This window comes from Streptomyces sp. NPDC058864 (assembly GCF_042742985.1).
GTDB lineage: Bacteria > Actinomycetota > Actinomycetes > Streptomycetales > Streptomycetaceae > Actinacidiphila.
In genome coordinates this window covers 74,223-93,964 of the sequence record NZ_JBHYMQ010000024.1, presented here as the reverse complement: position 1 = coordinate 93,964, position 19,742 = coordinate 74,223, and the positions used below count along the sequence as shown (strand labels likewise).

Here is a 19,742-nt window from a genome sequence, read left to right as displayed (position 1 = left end):
TTTTTTTTTTAAAAACACACACCAAAAACCCGGCCCGGTGTGGGGGTGGCGGGGCCCCCCCCCCCCCCCACCCCACCACGCGCGCTCCTCCGGTCCGCGAGGGCGCGCGTGGTAAGTTGTTGAAATCCGAACTAGTGGCTAGTCTGCAGTTGCGGCGCACCGCGTCATCCGAGCGGCAGGGACCGCGGAAAGCGCGGATCAATCGGAAAGGCGCGGGTTGCTCGACACCTCCGGCGGAGGCTTTCGAGTGATCGTGAGAGGGGCCTGGTGGAAGACCAGCGATCGGCAGGTGCCGGGAACTCCACGCGGAGCTCCGGCGGCACCATCACGTACCGGGCCGGTATGCGCCTGACCGCCGAACAAGCGGAATCCTCCGAGCGGCATTTCCGTCACCAGGAACACACCCCGTTCGGAGAAGGCGGCCCCTTCTCGCACCTCACACGCCTTGCGGTTCCCCACTCCGCCGCCTCACGCGGATTCCGCTTCAACGCGCATGGCCAGCTCATCGACGGACTGCTGTCCGCCCAGGTCTACGTCGATTCACTGACCGGGGTCTCGGGGAAGAACCTGCCCCAGGATCCGGTCGTCGCGGACGTGGTGACCTCGGGCTGGATCGAATTCCGGGCGGGCAAGGAAACGTACGGCGTCGGGCCCGGGCAGATCTGCGTCCGCGACACGAAGGCCTCGTGGCAATTCTCCTGTGCGCCGGCCACGAACGTGCATGTCATCTCCGTTCCGCGTCACCTGGTGCTACCGCACGCCCGATCGGGAAAGCGGTTCGGCCGGTCATGCGTATCGGACATCACCGCGCCCGAGGTCCGGTTCCTCCTCAACTACCTCGAAGCGGTGAAGGGCAGCAGCCGGGAACTGGAGACGTCGGTCACGGCGCGGCACATGGCGCGAGATGCCTGCGCGAGCCTGCTCTCGAGCATCTTCTCGGACCGTCCCGGGGCAGCGCTCGACGACGACCCCGGTGCCGTCGTGACGGCCGCCAAGTACGCCATCGAACAGAATCTCGAAAGCGGGGACCTGTCTCCGGCGGCGGTCGCCCGGCACGTGGGAGTGTCCCTTCGGACGCTGCACCGGAGTTTCTCGGCCACGGACGACTCCGTCATGGCATTCGTGCGGACTCGGCGCCTGCAGAAGGCCCACGACGAGCTCGTCGACCCGGACGCCACGGCTGGGATCGCCGGGATCGCGGCGCGCTGGGGCTTCTCGGACACGAGCCACTTCATCAGGCGCTTCAAATCCGCCTACGGCGCCACCCCTGCGGCGTACGTGAGGGACCGGAGAGCCGCCGGCGGCGCGCACGACCCGAGCCGGGACGCCCTGTAGCCGCCGTCGTCGATGACGTCGTGACGTCGTGACGCGCGAGGCCACCGGCCTCGCGCGCGCCACCGGCTCAGGCACCGTCCGCGCGCGGTGATCCACGACGCGGGGACGCCGGCTCACGTCCCGGCTCACCGCCCGGCAGCCGCAAGGTGAACCGCGACCCCTCGCCGTAGGTGCTCTCGGCGGTGACGGAGCCGCCGTGGGCGTGCGCGAGGTTGCGGACGATGGCGAGGCCGAGCCCGCTGCCGCCCGTACTGCGGCTGCGGGACTTCTCGGCACGCCAGAAGCGGTCGAAGACCCGGGGCAGATCCTCGGGCCGGATGCCTGCGCCCGTGTCGGCGACGGCGATGACGACCGTCTCGTCGTCCCGGCGTGCCATGACCGTGACGGTGCCGCCGGGCGGGGTGTGACGGACGGCGTTGGACACGAGGTTCGCGACGGCCTGACGCAGGCGTACGGGGTCGGCGACGACGCTGCCGACGCAGGCGGAGACGTCGTCGACGGAGAGGACGACTCCGGCGTGGTCGGCGCGTCCGCCGTGGGCGGTGGCGACCTGCCGGAGGAGTTCGCCGACGTCGCACGGCACCTTGTGCAGGCGCAGCGCCCCCGCGTCGGCCGCGGCGAGGTCTTGGAGGTCGTCAACGATGTGCTGGAGGAGGAGCGCCTCCTCCAGGAGCGAGCCGACCAGGGCCTTGTCGGCCGGGACGACACCGTCGTCGGCGGCTTCGAGCCAGCCGCGGATGTTGCTGAGCGGGGTGCGGAGCTCGTGGGCGATGTCGCCCACCATCTCGGTGCGCAGCCGTTCCAGCCTGGCGCGCTGCTGCGACATCTCGTTGAACACCTCTGCGAGGCGCCCGATCTCGTCCTTGCCCGTCACCTGTACGCGGGCCGCGACGTCACCCGACTTCACGCGCTGGGCGGCGGCCGTGAGCGCGCGCAGTGGCCTGACCAGCTGGAGTCCCAGGCCCACGGTGACGACGACGGTGAGCAGCAGCACGCTCGCGACGACCCCGGCCATGCGGAGGCGGTTGGGCGCGGAGAGGTCGAACGGGGACGCGGCGGCGGCGTTCTCCGGGGAGCCGATGAACAGCAGCGCGGCCGGGGCGACGTACGGCGCGAGTTGCTCACGGCGGGCGCTGTCCAGGCACGAGGCGACCAGCCCCTCGTCCACCGGGGTACGGCTCCGCGTGGGCGTCCACGTCAGGTCCGGTGCGAGCTGTACGGGACCGCTGCCCCGGCGGCCGAGGCACGCGTCGACCAGGGCGTCGAGGCGGGCGAGGGCACGGGCCTCGGTGGGGGTGGGCCGGTCCAGTACGTCGTCGGCGCAGCGGCTGCCGCTGTAGCCCGGTGTGCTCACCCGGGGCCGTCCACCCGGTGACGTGACGGTGGTCGCGTCGATGCCGATGTCCCGCAGGCAGGTGACATGGCGCTGCGCGAGGGCCGTCAGCCGCGTCCGTTCCGCCCGCGTCAGGCGGAAGGGGCCGGCGGCACGCGGGTCGATGCGGTCGCCGCCGCCGGCCCCCGAGATCCCGGTGTCGACGGCGAGCGGGTCCACGGTCGCGGACGCCCGGTCCGGCAGCGGGGTCCGGTGGCGGGCGTCGGCGGCGTCGGCGGAGTCGGCGATCGGACGGCGGTCCTGCGTGGTGAGGACGACGCGGTGCCCGGTCTCCCGGGCGAGGCGGTCCACGAGTGGCTGCACGCCCTGCCAGTCGGTGTGCGCGGCGGCCCGGCCCAGCAGGGCTTCGTAGATCCGGGCGTCGTCGGAGATGGCCTGGCCCTGCTCCTGCCGGATCGCCCGGGTGGTCGTACGGACCGCGAGCCAGGCGGTGGCGGCGATCGAGCACACGGAGACCAGCACCGACAGGGCGAGCAGCCGCACCACCAGGCTGCTGTGGAAGCGGCGGCTCATGCGGTGTCGGACAGGACGTAGCCGACGCCGTAGACGGTGAGCAGCCGCACCGGACGGGCAGGATCGGGCTCGATCTTCCGGCGCAGGTTCATCACATGGGTGTCCACGGTCCGCACGGTGAAGTAGCGCCCCGTGCCGTGCAGCTGCCCGAGGATCTGCTCGCGGGTGAAGACCCGGCCCGGCTGGGCGGCGAGCGTCTCCAGCAGCCGGAACTCCCCGGGGGTGCAGTCCACGCCGGTGCCGTCGCAGATGACCTCGTGCCGCGAGGGGTCGATGCTCAGGCCGCCGACGGTCAGCGTCGGGTCGGGTTCCGGGGCGGGCGGACCGGAGGGCCGGGCGCGGCGCAGCAGGGTGCGCACCCGGGCGGTCAGCTCCCGGGGGCTGTACGGCTTCGACATGTAGTCGTCGGCGCCCAGGTCCAGGCCGAGCAGGAGGTCGTCCTCGGTGCAGCGGGCGGTGAGCATCAGCACCGGCAGGTCGGATTCGCGGCGCAGGATGCGGCAGACGTCGAGCCCGTCGACCTTGGGCATCATCACGTCCAGCACGAGCAGGTGCGGAGGGTCGCGGCGCAGCTCCTCCAGGGCGGCGCGGCCGTCGTGGACGACGGTCACCGAGTGCCCTTCGTGCTCGAGGTACACCCGCACCAGCTGGGCCTGCTTCTCGTCGTCCTCGGCGACCAGTATGTGTGCGCTCATGGCCGGGAGTATAAGTACGCCAAGTGCCGTATTTGCGGCGTCGGGGTTCCGTTCGCGCGGGACCACGGGATGCCGATGGCTTCCTGACAGGTTTCCGACATTCACCGGCCACCATCGGGCGGCATGACCCACCCACACCTCCCGCACCGCGCACTCGGCGCGGCCGCCGCGCTCGTCTGCGCCGTCCTGCTCACCGGCTGCGGCGGCTCCGCCGGGGGCGCCGGCGCGACGTCCGGCAAGCAGTCCGGCACCCGGTCCGGGGAACAGTCCGAGGACCAGGACGTGGCCTCGCTGGCGACCGGTACCCCCTCGGCCGCGCCGGGGTCGTCGTCCACGACGCCGTCCGCCGACAGCGAGCAGGGCCGGCCGCAGCTCCGCCTGGACAGCTCCGACGCCGAGCGTGACCGCTACTGGAACGCCTACGCCGGCTGCCTGAAGGACCACGGCCACAAGATGATCCTGGAGCGCGGCCCCTACTCCATCGACCAGAACGACAACAGCCCCACCGCCAAGGCCGCCGAGAAGACGTGCGCCGGCAAACTCCCGCTCCAGCCACCGGAGTTGCGTCGCGACTCGAACCCGCACTACGACGACGACTACCGCGCCTACATCAAGTGCCTGAACTCCCACGGACTCAAGGTCGTCGCGCTGCCCGACAACTCCGGCTGGAACTACGACGGCCAGACCACGCTGAGCGACACCGAGCAGACCAAGGTCGACAAGAACTGCACGATGGAGGCCTTCGGTGGCAAGAACCGCTGAGCACCGCCTTCCCAGGCGGCGTCGGCGCCGGCTCACCGTGGCCCTGGCCGTCCTCCTGACCGCCGGCGGCGCGGGAGGGGCCACCGCCGCCTGGAGCGCGCGGCAGGGCGGCCCGCAGACGGCCCCGGAACACCCGGTCAAGCTCGACACCGCGAAGGTCACCAGGACCGACCTGTCCACCGACAGGACCCTGCCCGGCACACTCGGCCACGGCCCGGTGCGCACCCTGAAGGGCACGGGCACCGGAGTGCTCACCAAGCTGCCGCCGCCCGGCGCGACGGCCGTCCGGGGCAAGCCCCTGTACTGGGTGAACGACCGGCCGGTGACGGTCTTCCTCGGCGACACCCCCTTCTTCAGGACGCTGGACAAGCCGGGACTGCGCGGGCGGGACGTCACGGTCCTGGCGGACAACCTGCGGGCCCTGGGATACGACATCGGGCACACCCCGGACCGCGCGCCCACGCGCCCGGCGCCCGCCGGCACCGAGTTCACACCCGAACTGAGCGCGGCCCTGAAGCGGTGGCAGCACGACACCGGCCAGGAGGCGACCGGGACCCTCGCACCGGGCCGCGCGCTGGTGCTGCCGGGACCGGTGAGGGTGAACACCGTCACCGCCGTCCCCGGCGACCCGGTCGAGGGCGAGGTGCTGACGTACACCACCACCGCGAAGTCGGTGGCGGTGAGCGTGGACGCCGCCGAGATCGGTGCCCTCCGCACCGGGCAGAGCGTGACGATCACCCTGCCCGACAGCCGCGAGATCCCCGGCACGGTCACCGCCGTGGCGCAAGCCGTCCAGGGCGGCTCCGCCGACGACCAGAGCGCGCAGGCAGGACCCCCCACGGTCGCCGTCACCGTCGCACCGCGGCACTCCGGCGACGTGAAGGGGCTGGACTCCGCCTCCGTCCAGGTCCGCTTCACCGCCACCGACCGCAAGGGCGTCCTGGCCGTCCCGGTCACCGCGCTCCTCGCCCTGAGCGAGGGCGGCTACGCACTGCAGCGCCCCGACGCCTCCCTGGTCCCGGTGGAGACGGGGATGTTCGCCGACGGAATGGTGGAAGTGAGCGGGACGGGCGTCAGCGAGGGCATGACGGTGGTGACCGCATCGTGAACACGACCGGGCGACCGGCCCCCGCCCTCGCCGTGCACGAGGTCACCAAGACCTACGCGGACGACGTCACCGCCCTGAACGGGGTGTCGCTCACCGTAGAGGAAGGCGAACTCCTCGCCATCCTGGGACCCTCAGGCTCCGGGAAGTCCACGCTGCTGCACATCATGGGCACCCTCGACCGCCCGACCAGCGGAACCGTCGAGATCGCCGGCCACGCCGCCGCCGGACTGTCCGACCGGCGGCTGTCCGCACTGCGCGCCCGGCTGCTGGGCTTCGTCTTCCAGCACTTCCACCTCACCGACGGCCTCGACGCGACGGAGAACGTCGCGACCGGCCTGCTCTACGCGGGCGTGCCCCGACGGCTGCGCCGCCCCCGCGCCGAAGAGGCGCTGGCCCGGGTCGGCCTGGCGCACCGCACCAGGCACCTGCCCCAGCAACTGTCCGGCGGCGAACGGCAGCGCGTCGCCATCGCCCGCGCGCTGGTCAACGAACCCGCGCTCGTCCTCGCCGACGAACCGACGGGAGCCCTCGACAGCGCCAACGGCCGCGCCGTACTCGACCTGCTCACCGGACTGAACGAGGAAGGCACCACCATCGCGGTCATCACCCACGACCGGGACATCGCAGCCCGGCTGCCGCGCAGGATCCAGCTGCGCGACGGCCGGATCGCCTCGGACAGCGCCACCCGCGCGGACGCCTGGAGCCGGGCATGAACCGACCGATCAGACTGTCGCCACTCGACGTGCTGCGCCTCGGCCTGCTGGGCCTGCGCACCCGCAGGACCCGCGCCGCGCTGTCCGCACTGGGCATCGCGATCGGCATCGCCACCCTGGTCGTCGTCACCGGCATCCCCGCCTCCAGCCAGCGGGCCCTCATGGACGAACTGTCCGCGCTCGGCACCAACATGCTGCGCGCACAGCCGCAGCCCGACGCCGAGCAGAAGGCACTGCTCCCCGAGGCCGCCGACGCCATGGCGGCCCGGATCGGTCCCGTCACCAGCGCCACGGCGGTCGCCAACACCCATGCCACGGTGCGGCGTTCCGACCTGGCCGACCCCAACGACTCGATCGGGCTGAGCGTGCTGGCCGCCAGGACCGACCTGCTCACCACGGTCGGCGGCACGGTCCGCTCCGGCCGGTTCCTCGACCACGCCACCGAGCGCTTCCCGACCGCAGTCCTGGGCCAGCGTTCCGCGGCGCGGCTCGGCATCGACCGCCTCATCCCGGGCCGGGAGCCGCTGGTGACGATCGGCACGCACCGGTTCACCGTGATCGGCATCCTCGGGCCGATGCCCCTCACCCCCGACCTGGAGAGCTCCGTACTCGTCGGCTGGGACGCCGCGCGCGACGTGCTCGCCTTCGACGGCCACCCCACCGTGGTGTACGTGAAGGCGCGGGAGTCGCGGATCGAGGCCGTACGCGCCGTGCTGCCCGCCACCGTCAACCCCGAACTGCCCGGACTCGTCCAGGTCAGCCGTCCCTCCGACGCCCTGGCCGCCAAGCGCGCCACCGAGCACACCTTCTCCGCCCTGTTCCTGGGGCTCGCCGGGGTCGCCCTGCTGGTCGGAGGCATCGGAGTGGCCAACACCATGTTCGTCTCCGTCCTGGAACGACGCCGTGAGATCGGCCTGCGCCGCGCCCTCGGGGCGAACCGCCGGCAGATACGGGGCCAGTTCCTGACGGAATCCGTGATGCTGTCCGTCCTGGGCGGCCTGAGCGGCACCGTGCTGGGCGCGGCGGCCACGGCCGGTTACGCACTGTGGCAGTCGTGGCCGCCCGTGCTGCCACCCCTCGCGCTCGGAACCGGTCTGGCCGGCGCGATCGTCGTGGGTGCCGTCGCGGGCGTCTACCCGGCACTGCGCGCCTCGCGGCTGCCCCCGACGCAGGCTCTGTCGGCGGTGTGATTCCGGCCGGGCGGTGGACCGGGCTGGAATGTGCGTGCCCGGAAGTCGAAGGACAGTGCCATGGGGCGGGAGTCGCGGGCGGCGCCGCGGGATTGTTCAATGTCCGGCCTTCGACGAGGCGCGCGGTGTACTCCGTTTCTTCCCGCCGTCTTCCTACCGTCCGAAACATGAAGAGACCAACTATTCGGGGTTTCGCCGGAGTTGCCGCCGCTCTGGCGGTGGTCGCCGGCTTCACCGGGTTTGCCGGCGACCGCCCGTCGGCCGGTGTCGCCCTCGCCGCGGACGGGAGTGCGAACGGCGCGTCGTACATCTTCGGAGGCCCGGGAGGATCCGGCGGTACGGCCGCCGTCCGCGCCTACCGTGATCTGCTCGACCACGGCTCGAACGCCAAGATCCTCACCGTGGCGCACCGGGGCCAGTGGCGGGACGCCCCCGAGAACTCGCTGGCGGCCTTCCGGGCAGCCTACGACGACGGCGCCGAGATCATCGAGACCGACATCCAGCTGACGAAGGACGGCGTTCCCGTCCTGATGCACGACACCACCGTGGACCGCACCACCAACGGCACCGGCGCCGTCGCCGGCATGACGCTCGCCCAGATCAAGCAGCTCCGTCTGAAGGCCGGACTCGGCGGCGGCCAGGCGGCGGTCACCGACGCCCAGGTGCCGACGCTGGAGGAGGCGATGGAGCTCGCCAAGAACCGGGGCCTGGTCAACCTGGACAAGGGCTGGCCGTACCGGGAGCAGGTCTGGGACGTCCTGACCCGGACCGGCACCGTCCGCAACGGGGTCTACAAGAGCGACGCGCCAGTGCCGGAGGTCGAGGACTTCCGCGCCGCCCACCAGGGCGCCGTCTACATGCACATGATCACCGACGCCAACCTGACGGCCGTCGCCGAGTTCGGCGACCACCAGCCGGTGGCCTACGAGGTCAACTACGACAGCATCCAGGACGCCGTCGCGCGCAAGCCCTTCCTCGACGCCCTGGCCGAGCACAGCCGCGTCTGGAACAACACCATGTGGAACGGCCTGTCGGACCACATGACCGACGAGGCGTCGCTGACCGACCCGCTGCGGGGCTGGGAGGCGCTGGCGCGCAGCTTCCGCACCACGGTCTTCCAGACGGACGACGTCGAGAAGTTCGAGTCCTGGCTCCGCACCGGCGAGGGCGACCCCCTGCCCCGCGGTGCCGTGCGCGTGCAGGCCGAGGACTTCCTCCCCGGACGGGACAAGGGCTACCACGACAACGACGCCGGGAACACGGGCGGCCTGAAGATGCGACCCGGCGAGGACGTCGACATCGACGACGCCGACGGCAACGTCCGCGTCGGCTGGATGCGCGGCGGGGAGTGGCTGACCTACGACGTGGACGTCCCGCGCCACGGTACGTACGCGCTCTCCGCCCGGGTCTCCTCGCCCTACACGCCGGCGGGCACCTACACGGTCTCCTTCGACGGCGGCGCCGAGAGCGAGCGGGCCGAGGTGCGCAACACCACGAGCCACAACAAGGAGGTGCTGCAGGCCAGTGGCGTGCAGCAGTACCTCACCGCCGGCCACCACACCCTGCGGATCAGCCTCCCGCAGGACGCCTACCAGAATTGGAACCTCGACTACCTCCAGCTCGAGCCGGTTCGCCGCTGACCCACCCCGCCCGGCCCCCGTCCCGTGGCGGGGGCCGGCCGGGACCGGGCGCCTCGACGGCGCGATCGCCGGACCTCCGAGCGTGTCCGCGCGAGAAGATCGGCGGCCTGTTTAGGATGTTTCGTCCAACGGCATCGGCTCGGAGTGAGGCGGCGGACGTGACCCGGACACAGGCGGCAGTCCTGGAGGGCAAGGCGGCGCTCGTCACCGGGGGATCGCGGGGGATCGGCGCCGCGATCGTGCGGCGCCTGGCCCGCGAGGGCGCCTCGGTCGCCTTCACCTACGTCCACGGGAAGCAGCCCGCCGATGCCCTGGTCGACGAGGTCTCGGCGGCCGGGGGCAGGGCGGTGGCCCTGCGGGCCGACAGCGCGGACGCGGCCGCCGTCAAGGAGGCGGTGGACCGCGCGGTCGTGGAACTCGGCGGCCTGGACATCCTCGTGAACAACGCCGGGATCGGCATCGGCGGCGCCGTGGACGACTTCTCGTTCGAGGACTTCGACCGGCTGGTCGCCGTCAATGTGCGCGGCGTGTTCGCCGCCGTCAAGGCGGCGCTCCCGCACCTCGGGCACGGGGGCCGCATCATCTCCACAGGCAGCATCAACGCCGACCGGGTGCCGTTCGGCGGGATCTCGGTCTACGCGATGACCAAGGCGGCGGTGGCCGGTCTGACCCGCGGACTCGCCCGCGAACTGGCGCCCCGCGGCATCACCATCAACAACGTACAGGTCGGCGCGACCGAGACCGACATGCTTCCTGACGACCCCGCGTTCATCGAGGCCCTCAGGGCGGTCACGGCCGTCGACAGGTTCGCGCAGCCCCAGGACATCGCCGGCGTCGTCGCCTTCCTGGCCAGGCCCGAGGCGTGGTTCGTCACCGGCGCCAACTGGAACGTGGACGGCGGCTACACCGTCTGACCTTCCGGCGGCAGGCGGCAGGCGGCAGGCGGCAGGCGGCAGGCGGCAGGCGGCGCCGCCGCAGCGTGCCCGCTGGCCCGGCGCGCGGCGACCGCACGCGTGCGCCGTGTTCCCGCCCCGGGTACTGCCGCTGCGTCCGGCGGTGCGCCCGGGCCCGGTCGGCGGTCACGTCTGCCGGACGTCGCGGGTGAGGTGTCCGCTCCGCGCTCCGCCCTTGACGGGCGGCCGGCGATCTAGACCTCTGGGCCCGGCTTCCAGTCCCGGACGAGGAGCCCCAGCAGTACCTCGTCGAGGAACTCGCCCATCACCCAGGCGGCGGAGCGCAGCACGCCCTCACGCACAAAGCCGTTGCGCTCGGCGGAGCGCAGCATCGCGAAGTTGTCCGACAGCGTCTCGATCTGCAGGCGTTGCAGGCCGCGTACGACGAAACCGTAGTGGCACAGCACCGCGACCACGTCGGTGCCGTGGCCCTTGCCGCGGGCGGACGGCAGCAGCCCCAGCCCGATGTGCGCGGACCGGTTGTGGTTGTCGATGCCCCACAGTGCCGCGGTGCCGATCAGCGTGCCGCCCTCCAGCTCCACCACGGAGAACGGGACGCGCCGGTGCTCCTCGTCGTCCACCACGAGCCGCGGATCCTTCGAGCCGGGCGTGATCGGCCGCCACGGTCCGCCCTCGGCCCGCGAGGCGTTGGCCACGTCGTCGTAGAGCTCGGTGCGCAGGATCGGGATGTCGTCCTCGTGCCGGGCCCTCAGCCCGACCTTGCCGCCTCTCAGCATGCGAGCTTCCTACCCGGCCCGACCGGCCGGCGGCAACCCAATTTGCGGTCGCCCCGGTTGGTGCCGCGGCGCTCCACCCGGCCGGTCAACGCCCCACGGTCAGGCGGACCGCCGCGATGCGGCCGGCGGAGTCGAAGTCGATCTCGGCCGCGTTGCCGTCGGGAAGGGCGGCGACGACCTGCCGGTCGCTCTCCCGGCGCGCGATGCCGTGATGGTCGAGATAGCCGGTCACGACCCGGCGCGGCGAGTGGCCGATCAGGCCCGCGCCCGTCATCAGGGTCCGGGGCAGGGCGACCGGGTCGAGCGCGGCGCGCGGTACCCGGGGGTCGTCGGGCAGGAAGTACACGCGCGTGCCGGGACCCGCCGGCAGACCGATGTAGCCGGGGGACCGGGTCACGCCCATCCCGGCGAAGGCCAGCGTCTCCGCCGCGCGCCCGGGGTCGGCGAAGCCGGACAGATCGATCACCTCGGCGGTGAACTCGGCGATTCCGTGGGCGCGTCCGAAGCGCTCGGCCTCCTCGGTCCGGGCGACCACCGGCGTGCCTTGCAGGCCCGGGTTGGCCCAGCCCCACATCCACGACTGCTCTTCGGTGTCGTACGTGCCCAGCACGGCGACGCGCAGCTCCAGGCCACCTTGACGGTAGACACAGGACGGCAGGTCCGCGGTCCACGGTCCCTCGGGCAGGAAACCGGTCAGTGCCCCGAGTTGTTCGGCTCCCCACGCCGCGTGCCGCTCGACCTCGTACAGGAACGCGTCGCTGAATTCCGTCGCCATGAGCCCGGAGCCTATCCGGCGGCCCGTTCCGGCCGGCATCCACCCGGCGGACAGTGCCGCACGGCACCGCACAGGGCGTCCGACGGCTCTGCCGGGGCGACCGCGGCCCGCCAGAGGCGGACCCGAACGCCTCCGTGCCGGAGTGCGGGCCGCCCGGGTACCGGCACGGACTTCCGGCCCCGGGTCGACCTTCACACGTTGAGACCGGACAGCTCACGGTTGTGTGACGCCCGCCGAGCTCGCCGGGCCCACGGGCGGCATGGTGAAGGGGGACGCGGGAGCGGCGACAGCGATCCCGCGCTCGACCACGACAGGGCTGCCGTAGTGCTCCGTCAGCCGCACCGCCTCTTCCTCCGCACCCACCCGAGTGGTCACTCGCACCCCCGAGCCGTCCTCCAGCGGTCCACCCCCGGTGACGACGATGCCCCGGTCCCGCCAGTACCCGGTGTCGGCCAGGATCCTGCGGACCGCGGCCAGCATGTCCTTCTCCGACATCGCCGCGTCCTCGAACACCAGCTGCACCCCGGACACCCGTGCGCGGACGGCCGAGTCCAGCGCGCTTCCCGGCTTGCGGTAGACCGTCAGCACGCCGCGGCGCTGATCCAGGACGGTACTGGCGTACCAGCCCTCGTAACGCGGCCGGACCACCTCGTCGACCTCGTCCGCCGCCGCCGAGAGCGCGGTGTCATCGGCGAGCACGGAAGGGGACGCCGACGGTCCCGTCGAACGGGCGTCTCCCGCGGCCGGCCCGCATCCGGCGATCACAGCGCCCGCGGCGCTCGCCGCCGTCACCCACCGCACGACACGCAGGGCCTTCATGCGCACCACCCCCTGGGACTCACCGACCGTGGATGGGACGGACGACCCCGCCGTTCGGTTCACCGCCCCCGGGCTCACCCCGGGAAAGCAGGTCCACGACCGCTCGTGGACAAGGAAGTGCGCAGGTCGCGGCCATGGCTGCGGGGGCGGGAGGGCGGGGAGGGGTCGGAAGGAGCGGGCGAGGCGGCGGGACGCGGGTGCGAGCACCTTGCCCCGGTTAGGGTGTACATAGTCCGGTATCCGGATGGGAGTGGTGCGTCCGGGACGCCGGGACCGCAGTCGTGAGGGATGGCGGAATGGGTGCTCCCACGAGAAATCCGTCCGCGGCGGCAGGTACCCCCCTGGGTCCGGGGACGGCCGTGATCGTCGTCGACGACGCCGCGGTCGTCCGGGGATGGGACGAGGGGGCCGCGGAGCTGCTGGGCTGCCCGGCCGGAGAAGCCGTGGGCAGGCCGCTCGCGGACGTCCTCCCACCGATCGGCGCCGGGGCGCCCGGGGCGGGAGCGCCCGATCTCGCCGGGCGGCTCGGACCGGAGCGGGGATGGGAGGGCCGGCAGATCGTACGCCGCGGGGACGGCCGCCGCCTCGACCTGGAGGTCAGGGTCCTGCCGGTGCACAGCCCGGGCGGGCCGGTCATGCACGTGATCCTCGCGGCCGACACCACGCGCACCTGGTGGGCCCGCGCCAGTCGTTCCCTGCTGGAGGGGATCACCTCCACCGCGCCGGTGGGCATGGCCGTGCTCGACACCCAACTGTGCTTCACCTGGGTGAACGACACCATGCAGGAGATGTGCGGGGTGCCCCGCGAGAGGTTCCTCGGACGGCGTCCGGCAGAGGTCCTGCCCGGACTGGACGTGGCGAGCACGCAGGCCGAGATCTGCCGGGTACTGGAGACCGGGATTCCCTCGTCGGGCCGCAAGTACTTCGGACGCGTCCAGGCGGACCCGGAACAAGTGGCCTACTCCACCTCGTGCTTCCGCCTGGAGACCGAGGACGGGCGAGCGCTCGGCGCCTGCTACACCGTCCTGTCCACCACCGAACACCACCGTGCCGAGCAGAAGCTGACGCTCCTGAACGAGGCACGCAAGCGCATGGGCAACACGCTCGACGTCACCGGCGCCGCCCAGGAGCTGGCCGACGCGGCCGTCCCGGGGCTCGCCGACCACGTCACCGTCGACCTCCTCGATGTGGTGCTCCGCGGCGGGGAGCCACCGGCCGGCCCGGCCGACGCCGCCACCGCGGCCGGCCTGCGGTCCGCCGGGTACCGCTCCACCCGCGGCGACGTCCCCCCGCCCGTTCCGCCCGGCGGCCGCTGCTCGTACCCCCGGTGGTCGCCCACCGCGCGTGCGTTCGCCGACGGCGTTCCGTCCCTCGTCTCCCGCGTGGATCCCGCCGACCCCCACCGGAAGGCCGACGACCCGGTGCGCAGCGCCCATGAGCGGCACCTCGGCATCCACTCCCTGATGATCGTGCCCATCCGCTCACGCGGCGCCACTCTCGGAGCCGCCACCTTCGGGCGCTCACGGGACTCCGGGCCGTTCAAGCCCGACGACCTGGAAATCGCGGAGGAACTGGCCGCGCACGCGGCGGTGTGCATCGACAACGCCCGCCGCTACACCCACGAGCACGCCGCGGCACTGACACTCCAGTGCAGCCTGCTCCCCGTGGACCTGCCGGCGCAGAACGCCGTCGAGGCGGCCTACCGCTACCTGCCCGCCGATGCGGAAGCAGGCGTGGGCGGCGACTGGTTCGACGTCCTGCCGCTCTCCGGAGCCCGGGTCGCCCTGGTCGTCGGGGACGTCGTCGGCCACGGCATCCACGCCGCCGCCACCATGGGACGCCTCCGCGCCGCGGTGCAGACCCTCGCGGACATCGACCTCGCCCCGGACGAGGTACTGGCCCACCTCGACGACATGGTCGGCCGGATCGCCCAGGAGGCCCCCGCCGCCACCGGTGTCATCGGAGCGACCTGCCTCTACGCCACCTACGACCCCGTCACCCGGCACTGCACGCTCGCGCGCGCCGGGCATCCGGCGCCCCTGCTCGTCACGCCCGAAGGCGACGCCCGGCTCGTCGACCTCCCCAGCGGCCCGCCCCTCGGTCTCGGCGGCCTGCCCTTCGAATCGGCCTGCATCCCGGTACCGGAGGGCAGCGTCCTCGCCCTCTACACCGACGGGCTGATCCACGGCCCCTCGCTCGACACGGAACGCGGCCTCCGGCACCTGGCCGACGCCCTCGCGACCCCCCGGGCCCCTCTGGAAGAACAGTGCGAGGCCGCCGTCACCGGCCTCTCGGACGGAAGGCCGGCGGACGACGTGGCACTGCTCCTGGCCCGGACGGGTGCCCTCGGGGGAGAACACGTCGCGAGCTGGGAGATCCCCAAGAACCCCGCAGCCGTCGCGTCGGCCCGGGCCAAGGCGGCGCGTCAACTGACCGCCTGGGGACTGGAGGAGCTCACCTTCACCACGGAACTGGTCGTCAGCGAGCTCGTCACCAACGCCATCCGTTACGGTTCGGACCCCGTCCTGCTCCGTCTCATCCGCGACCGCACGCTCATCTGCGAGGTCTTCGACGGCAGCAGCACCTCCCCCCACATGCGGCACGCCCGGACGACCGACGAAGGAGGCCGCGGCCTCTTCCTCATCGCCCAGGTCGCCGAACGGTGGGGCGCCCGATACGGCAGGGGCGGGAAGACGGTCTGGTCCGAGCAACCCCTCCGGCCCGCCGCCACCGGGCGGGACGGCACCGACGGGAAGGCGGCCCGATGAGCGGCGCGGATCCGGCGAACCGTTACCTCGAGGGCAACTACGCGCCCCTGACCGAAGAGGTGAGCACCACCGACCTGCCCGTCACCGGTGAACTGCCGCGCGAGCTGAACGGCCGCTACCTGCGCATCGGGCCGAACCCGCGCGGCGACGCCGACCCCGCCACCCACCACTGGTTCACCGGAGCCGGGCTGGTGCACGGCATCCGGCTGCGCGACGGCGAGGCCGAGTGGTACCGCAGCCGGTTCGTCACGAGCGACCGCGGCTCGCCGAACACCAACGTCGTGTGCCACGCCGGACGCATCCTCACCCTGGTGGAGGCCGGCAAGCCGCCGGTGCAGATCTGCCCCGACCTCGCCCGCATGGCCGTCTGGGACTGCGACGGTGCCCTCAGCCGGGGCTTCACCGCGCATCCGAAGACCGACCCAGCGACCGGTGACATGCACGCCATGACCTACAACCCGCGCTTCAGGTCCGTCCGGTACGTCGTGATCGGCGCGGACGGCGAGGCCAGGCACCGCGCCGACATCGAGGCCGCCGACGGGCCCATGGTCCACGACATGGCGCTGACCGAGACCCGCGTCGTGGTGCTCGACCTCCCGGTCACCGTGGCCGCCGCCGCGCGCCGCGCGCGGGCCGGTGAACCGGTCTCCAACCTGCCGTACACCTGGGACGACAGCCACCCTCCGCGGGTCGGGGTGCTGCCCGTCGGCGGCACGGCCGACCAGGTGCGGTGGGTCGAGGCGCCGCTCTGCTTCGTCTTCCATGTCCTCAACGCCTACGACAACGCCGACGGCTCGCTGACCATGGAGGTCATCCGCTACGACGAGATGTTCGCCCGGGACGTGCTGGGACCGGGCGATGCCGAGCCGACGCTGGTGCGTTGGACGGTGAACCCCGCGTCGGGCACCGTCAACGAGGAGCTGATCAGTCGGTACCGGGTCGAGTTCCCGCGCATCGACCGCGCGTTGACCGGCCGTCCGCACCGCTACGGATGGTTTGCCGGATTCGGCGCCCACGGACTGATGATCACCGACGACGTGGAGCGCAGCCGCACCGAGGGATTCGGCGCTGGACCGCTGGTCAAGGTCGACACCCGCACCGGGGAGACCAGGACCCACGACCACGGGCCGGGCCGGGTCACCATGGAGCCCGCCTTCGTGCCGCGACCGGACGCCGCGGGTGAGGACGACGGCTGGATCCTCTCCGTCGTCCACGACGCGGGCGTGAACCGGGCCGAGCTGGTCGTGCTCGACGCGGCCGACATCGCCGCCGCCCCGGTGGCCCGGGTCCACCTGCCGCGTCGCGTGCCCTTCGGCTTCCACGGGAACTGGATCGCCGACGACGAGACCGGTCCCTCGTGAGCGGTCCGCCGCCCGGGGGTGCCGACGCCCTGACGCCCCCGCGGGAGCACCGCGCACGTGCGCTTTCCGTGATGTGACCTACGGCTCGCGGCTGCCGGTTGCCCGCGGCGCGGTCGCCGCACTAGGTTAAGTGGATAGAACGTTCCATCTACTTTGCTGATCCGCAGGCCGACCCGGTCCCACGAGACGGCGAGCCCGCCGCCACATCACCGCTGGAGAAACGATGTCCCACCGTCGCCCCGTTCGCCGTGTCCGCCTCGCCGTCGTCGGCGCGGCCGGCCTCGCCCTGGCCGCAGGGCTGGCCACGACCGCTTCCGCCACCCAGGACCGACACGCCGGGCCGGCGGGCGGGCCGGCGCCCAAGCCGACCGTCGTCCTCGTCCACGGCGCCTGGGCGGACTCCGCCGGCTGGACCGGCGTCGCCAAGCGGCTGCAGGCCGACGGCTACCCGGTCACCGCCCCGGCGACCCCGCTGCGCGGACTGGGCAGCGACACCGCCTACCTGGCCGACTACCTCAAGACGGTCAAGGGCCCGGTCGTCCTGGTGGGCCACTCCTACGGCGGCGCCGTCATCACCGGCGCCGCCACCGGCAACCCCAACGTCAAAGCCCTCGTCTACATCGCCGCGTTCGCCCCCGACAAGGGTGAGAGCATCGCCGACCTGGTGGGCAGGTTCCCCGGCAGCCACCTCAGCGACGACCCCGCCGCCCCCGTGCCCACGGCCCTGAACGCCGTCCCCTTCACCCAGGCCGACGGCAGCACCGGCGTCGACCTCTACATCAAGCCCGACAAGTTCCGCGACGTCTTCATGAGCGACCGCGTCAGCAGGAGCAAGGCCGCCGCACTCGCCGCCACGCAGCGCCCCATCACCGCGCAGGCGGTCGGCGAGCCCTCCGCCACGACGCCGGCCTGGAAGACCGTCCCCTCCTGGTACCTCGTCGCCCGCGGCGACCGGACGATACCCGCCGCCGCAGAGCGGTTCATGGCCTCGCGCGCGCACGCCCGCACCGTCGAGACCGACGGGCCGCACGCCGTCCACGTGACCGACCCCGGGGTCGTCACGCGCCTCGTCGAGAAGGCCGCGGCGAGCACGCGCTGACCGACGCCCCCGTCCCGGTCCCCGCCCGCCACCGGTGGGAGGAGGCCGGGACGTCCCGCGTGCCACCGCGATCAGGCTGCGACGGCGAGGCCGCCCGCAGCACCTCGCGGAACACGATCCTTCCGTTCCGGTCGGGATCCGGGGATCACCCTCGACCGCGCTCGGTGGCACGCAGGCGCAGGCCCACGGTCGCGAGACCTTCGAAGGTGGTGACCCGGTAGCCGGGTTCCGGTCCGGGTGGCCCGCTCAAGTGGTACCGGCGGGCGGTCTGCGCCGTCAGGAGCGTCAGCATCGCCATGGCCAGCGAGGCTCCCTCGCAGCCGTGCGGACCGGTACCGAAGGCGAGGAAGGCCCCGGGTCCCGCCGGCGAGTCCGGATCCTCGAGCCAGCGCTCGGGCTGGAACCGGTCCGGCTCCGAGTACTCCCGTGCGTCGCGGTGGGCGGTGTAGGGGCAGACGAGAACGGTGGACCCGGCGTCGATGGTGTAGCCGGCGAGCTGGGTCTCCCGTGCGACGCGCCGGGTCAGCAGCCAGCTCGGGGGGTGCAGTCGGAGCACCTCGCGCACCAGTGCCTGGGTGTACCGCAGGCTCTCGAGGTGGGTGCCGGTCGTCGCGGCCGGGTCCGCGGGCAGCAGGGCGGCTTCGGCCGCGATGCGGTCCGCTGCCCGGGGGTGCTGCGCCAGGTGGAGGAGGATCCACGCGGCTGCCCGGGAGGGTGTCTCGAAGGTGGCGACGGTGATTCCGGGGAGGGTGTCCAGGATGGCCTCTTCCGGCAGCAGGCCGTGGTGGGGGGAGGGCCGGAGCATCTGTCCCAGCATGTCGTCACCGAGCCGGCCCGACGCACGGCGCCGGTGGACGACGGGTGCCAGCGCGTCGGTGAAAGCGACTTGCTGCCGTGTGCGGAACCGCCGTGCCGGTGTGGGTATCCAGCGCGGCCATGCCCAGCGCGAGGGGCGTACGAGCAGTTCCCGGGCCTGGAAGAGCTGTGCGGCGAAGGGCAGCAGGGTGGGGGCGTCATCGGAGTAGAGGTAGCTCACGCCGATCTCCGCCAGGGCGTGCCGGACCGGGGGCAGGATCTCGACGTCCTGGTCCGTGGGCCACTGGTCCGCACATCGAGCGGTCCTGGGTGCGATCTCGCCGATCCTGGCCGCCACCGCCTGCGGGCGCAGTCCGCGCATGCGGGCGGCGTGCGCACGTCCGCGCTCCTCGGGGGTGGGCGCCCCGCTCGACCGTTTCAACGGCGGGAAGAGGGCCGCGGGCGCCTTGGGGAAGTCGTGCGCGCGGCGCAGGACTTCTTCGCACGGCCCGGCGGTGGCGGCCACATAGACACCGGGCTCCAGCTGCCAGACGTCCCCGCACGTCTCCGCGCCGCGGCGTGCCGTTCCGAGCCGGTCGCGGTTCCAGGCGCCGAAACCGCCTCCGGGCAACCGCGGCGGCTCATTGGTCCGGCCCATGAGATCGTCCCCGGCTCTCGTACCCGTCCGGGCCGATGTCGTCGGCAGCGTACCCGGGAGCCGGCGGGGGCCCGTGGGCACCCGCCGGCAGTCGGGTCAGACCGAGTCGTCGCCGGCGTACGCGTCCCATTCGTGGGCGCCGTACGCACCGTAGTGGCGGGTGAAGGACAGCCTGCCGAGCAGCTTTGCGATCATGATGCACTCCTCTCGCCTGTCTTCGGCAAATGCCACATCTACCATGTTGCCACGCATGTCACCTGTGCCGGATGTGTCAAGTCGGCGGCCTTCGTTGCACGCGTGCACCTGCACATGCACGTGCTCGCGAGCCGGGGTGCCCGGTCGAGCCGCCGCCCGGACGGGACGCGCCACGCCGGGGGCGCCCCGTCCGGGTGCGGTGGCCACCCGGGTCAGTCCCGGGCGGCGCAGCG

Annotated in this window: 16 protein-coding genes; 10 read left to right on the top strand and 6 right to left on the bottom strand. The window is 72.8% G+C overall.

The features are described from left to right. Window positions 1–342 precede the first annotated feature (342 nt). Entirely contained in the window at window positions 343–1,335 is a 993-nt protein-coding gene (locus tag ACFW3D_RS20225) for an AraC family transcriptional regulator (RefSeq protein WP_500505590.1), read from the top strand. A gap of 67 nt (window positions 1,336–1,402) precedes the next feature. Here the strand turns inward: ACFW3D_RS20225 and ACFW3D_RS20220 are convergent, their stop codons facing one another. Both ACFW3D_RS20220 and ACFW3D_RS20215 read right to left on the bottom strand, forming a co-directional pair. Beyond that, on the bottom strand, window positions 1,403–3,241 hold the full coding sequence (locus ACFW3D_RS20220; protein ID WP_500505589.1) for a sensor histidine kinase: 1,839 nt from the start codon (window positions 3,239–3,241) through the stop codon (window positions 1,403–1,405). Then, window positions 3,238–3,936 carry a response regulator transcription factor gene (locus ACFW3D_RS20215; protein ID WP_500505588.1) on the bottom strand — a complete coding sequence of 233 codons (699 nt, stop codon included), beginning with the start codon at window positions 3,934–3,936 and terminating at the stop codon, window positions 3,238–3,240. The genes ACFW3D_RS20220 and ACFW3D_RS20215 overlap by 4 nt, the downstream gene beginning before the upstream one ends. 123 nt (window positions 3,937–4,059) lie before the next feature. On the opposite strand from ACFW3D_RS20215, the gene ACFW3D_RS20210 reads away from it, so the two are divergent. The 6 genes from ACFW3D_RS20210 (at window position 4,060) to ACFW3D_RS20185 (ending at window position 10,263) form a co-directional block, all read left to right on the top strand. After that, window positions 4,060–4,698: a hypothetical protein gene (locus ACFW3D_RS20210; RefSeq protein WP_500505587.1), complete on the top strand. Its 639-nt coding sequence runs from the start codon at window positions 4,060–4,062 to the stop codon at window positions 4,696–4,698. Beyond that, window positions 4,682–5,806 (top strand): efflux RND transporter periplasmic adaptor subunit, encoded by a 1,125-nt coding sequence (locus ACFW3D_RS20205; RefSeq protein ID WP_500505586.1) that lies wholly within the window; start codon window positions 4,682–4,684, stop codon window positions 5,804–5,806. The genes ACFW3D_RS20210 and ACFW3D_RS20205 overlap by 17 nt, the downstream gene beginning before the upstream one ends. Before the next feature lie 32 nt (window positions 5,807–5,838). Next, window positions 5,839–6,519: an ABC transporter ATP-binding protein gene (locus ACFW3D_RS20200; RefSeq protein WP_500505604.1), complete on the top strand. Its 681-nt coding sequence runs from the start codon at window positions 5,839–5,841 to the stop codon at window positions 6,517–6,519. Beyond that, window positions 6,516–7,709 carry an ABC transporter permease gene (locus ACFW3D_RS20195; protein ID WP_500505585.1) on the top strand — a complete coding sequence of 398 codons (1,194 nt, stop codon included), beginning with the start codon at window positions 6,516–6,518 and terminating at the stop codon, window positions 7,707–7,709. Before ACFW3D_RS20200 ends, ACFW3D_RS20195 begins: the two co-directional genes overlap by 4 nt. Window positions 7,710–7,876: 167 nt before the next feature. After that, window positions 7,877–9,349: a glycerophosphodiester phosphodiesterase family protein gene (locus ACFW3D_RS20190; RefSeq protein WP_500505583.1), complete on the top strand. Its 1,473-nt coding sequence runs from the start codon at window positions 7,877–7,879 to the stop codon at window positions 9,347–9,349. Window positions 9,350–9,507: 158 nt separating this feature from the next. Next, window positions 9,508–10,263: a 3-oxoacyl-ACP reductase family protein gene (locus tag ACFW3D_RS20185; protein ID WP_500505582.1), complete on the top strand. Its 756-nt coding sequence runs from the start codon at window positions 9,508–9,510 to the stop codon at window positions 10,261–10,263. 233 nt (window positions 10,264–10,496) lie between these two features. On the opposite strand, the gene ACFW3D_RS20180 is transcribed toward ACFW3D_RS20185, so the two are convergent. The 3 genes from ACFW3D_RS20180 to ACFW3D_RS20170 form a co-directional block, all read right to left on the bottom strand. Next, window positions 10,497–11,039 (bottom strand): GNAT family N-acetyltransferase, encoded by a 543-nt coding sequence (locus ACFW3D_RS20180; RefSeq protein WP_500505581.1) that lies wholly within the window; start codon window positions 11,037–11,039, stop codon window positions 10,497–10,499. A gap of 85 nt (window positions 11,040–11,124) precedes the next feature. Then, window positions 11,125–11,814 (bottom strand): DUF6882 domain-containing protein, encoded by a 690-nt coding sequence (locus tag ACFW3D_RS20175; RefSeq protein WP_500505580.1) that lies wholly within the window; start codon window positions 11,812–11,814, stop codon window positions 11,125–11,127. A 213-nt stretch (window positions 11,815–12,027) separates the two neighbouring features. Continuing rightward, on the bottom strand, window positions 12,028–12,633 hold the full coding sequence (locus tag ACFW3D_RS20170; protein ID WP_500505579.1) for a hypothetical protein: 606 nt from the start codon (window positions 12,631–12,633) through the stop codon (window positions 12,028–12,030). Window positions 12,634–12,992: 359 nt separating this feature from the next. Here ACFW3D_RS20170 and ACFW3D_RS20165 point away from each other — a divergent pair, with 359 nt between their 5' ends. The 3 genes from ACFW3D_RS20165 (at window position 12,993) to ACFW3D_RS20155 (ending at window position 17,861) form a co-directional block, all read left to right on the top strand. Continuing rightward, complete coding sequence (locus ACFW3D_RS20165) at window positions 12,993–15,401, top strand: SpoIIE family protein phosphatase (RefSeq protein WP_500505578.1); 2,409 nt, start codon at window positions 12,993–12,995, stop codon at window positions 15,399–15,401. Then, window positions 15,398–16,762 (top strand): carotenoid oxygenase family protein, encoded by a 1,365-nt coding sequence (locus ACFW3D_RS20160; RefSeq protein WP_500505577.1) that lies wholly within the window; start codon window positions 15,398–15,400, stop codon window positions 16,760–16,762. The genes ACFW3D_RS20165 and ACFW3D_RS20160 overlap by 4 nt, the downstream gene beginning before the upstream one ends. Before the next feature lie 223 nt (window positions 16,763–16,985). Beyond that, window positions 16,986–17,861: an alpha/beta fold hydrolase gene (locus ACFW3D_RS20155; protein ID WP_500505576.1), complete on the top strand. Its 876-nt coding sequence runs from the start codon at window positions 16,986–16,988 to the stop codon at window positions 17,859–17,861. 145 nt (window positions 17,862–18,006) lie between these two features. Here the strand turns inward: ACFW3D_RS20155 and ACFW3D_RS20150 are convergent, their stop codons facing one another. Further along, a complete protein-coding gene (locus ACFW3D_RS20150; protein WP_500505575.1) occupies window positions 18,007–19,314 on the bottom strand; it encodes a cytochrome P450 in 1,308 nt (435 codons plus the stop codon). Window positions 19,315–19,742 lie beyond the last annotated feature (428 nt).

Bases quoted from the DNA above. Each gene is read 5' to 3' on its own strand.
- ACFW3D_RS20225 (WP_500505590.1), top strand. From the start codon at position 343: ATGCGCCTGACCGCCGAACAAGCGGAATCCTCCGAGCGGCATTTCCGT.
- ACFW3D_RS20220 (WP_500505589.1), bottom strand. From the start codon at position 3,241: ATGAGCCGCCGCTTCCACAGCAGCCTGGTGGTGCGGCTGCTCGCCCTG.
- ACFW3D_RS20215 (WP_500505588.1), bottom strand. From the start codon at position 3,936: ATGAGCGCACACATACTGGTCGCCGAGGACGACGAGAAGCAGGCCCAG.
- ACFW3D_RS20210 (WP_500505587.1), top strand. From the start codon at position 4,060: ATGACCCACCCACACCTCCCGCACCGCGCACTCGGCGCGGCCGCCGCG.
- ACFW3D_RS20195 (WP_500505585.1), top strand. From the start codon at position 6,516: ATGAACCGACCGATCAGACTGTCGCCACTCGACGTGCTGCGCCTCGGC.
- ACFW3D_RS20190 (WP_500505583.1), top strand. From the start codon at position 7,877: ATGAAGAGACCAACTATTCGGGGTTTCGCCGGAGTTGCCGCCGCTCTG.
- ACFW3D_RS20180 (WP_500505581.1), bottom strand. From the start codon at position 11,039: ATGCTGAGAGGCGGCAAGGTCGGGCTGAGGGCCCGGCACGAGGACGAC.
- ACFW3D_RS20175 (WP_500505580.1), bottom strand. From the start codon at position 11,814: ATGGCGACGGAATTCAGCGACGCGTTCCTGTACGAGGTCGAGCGGCAC.
- ACFW3D_RS20170 (WP_500505579.1), bottom strand. From the start codon at position 12,633: ATGAAGGCCCTGCGTGTCGTGCGGTGGGTGACGGCGGCGAGCGCCGCG.
- ACFW3D_RS20160 (WP_500505577.1), top strand. From the start codon at position 15,398: ATGAGCGGCGCGGATCCGGCGAACCGTTACCTCGAGGGCAACTACGCG.
- ACFW3D_RS20155 (WP_500505576.1), top strand. From the start codon at position 16,986: ATGTCCCACCGTCGCCCCGTTCGCCGTGTCCGCCTCGCCGTCGTCGGC.
- ACFW3D_RS20150 (WP_500505575.1), bottom strand. From the start codon at position 19,314: ATGGGCCGGACCAATGAGCCGCCGCGGTTGCCCGGAGGCGGTTTCGGC.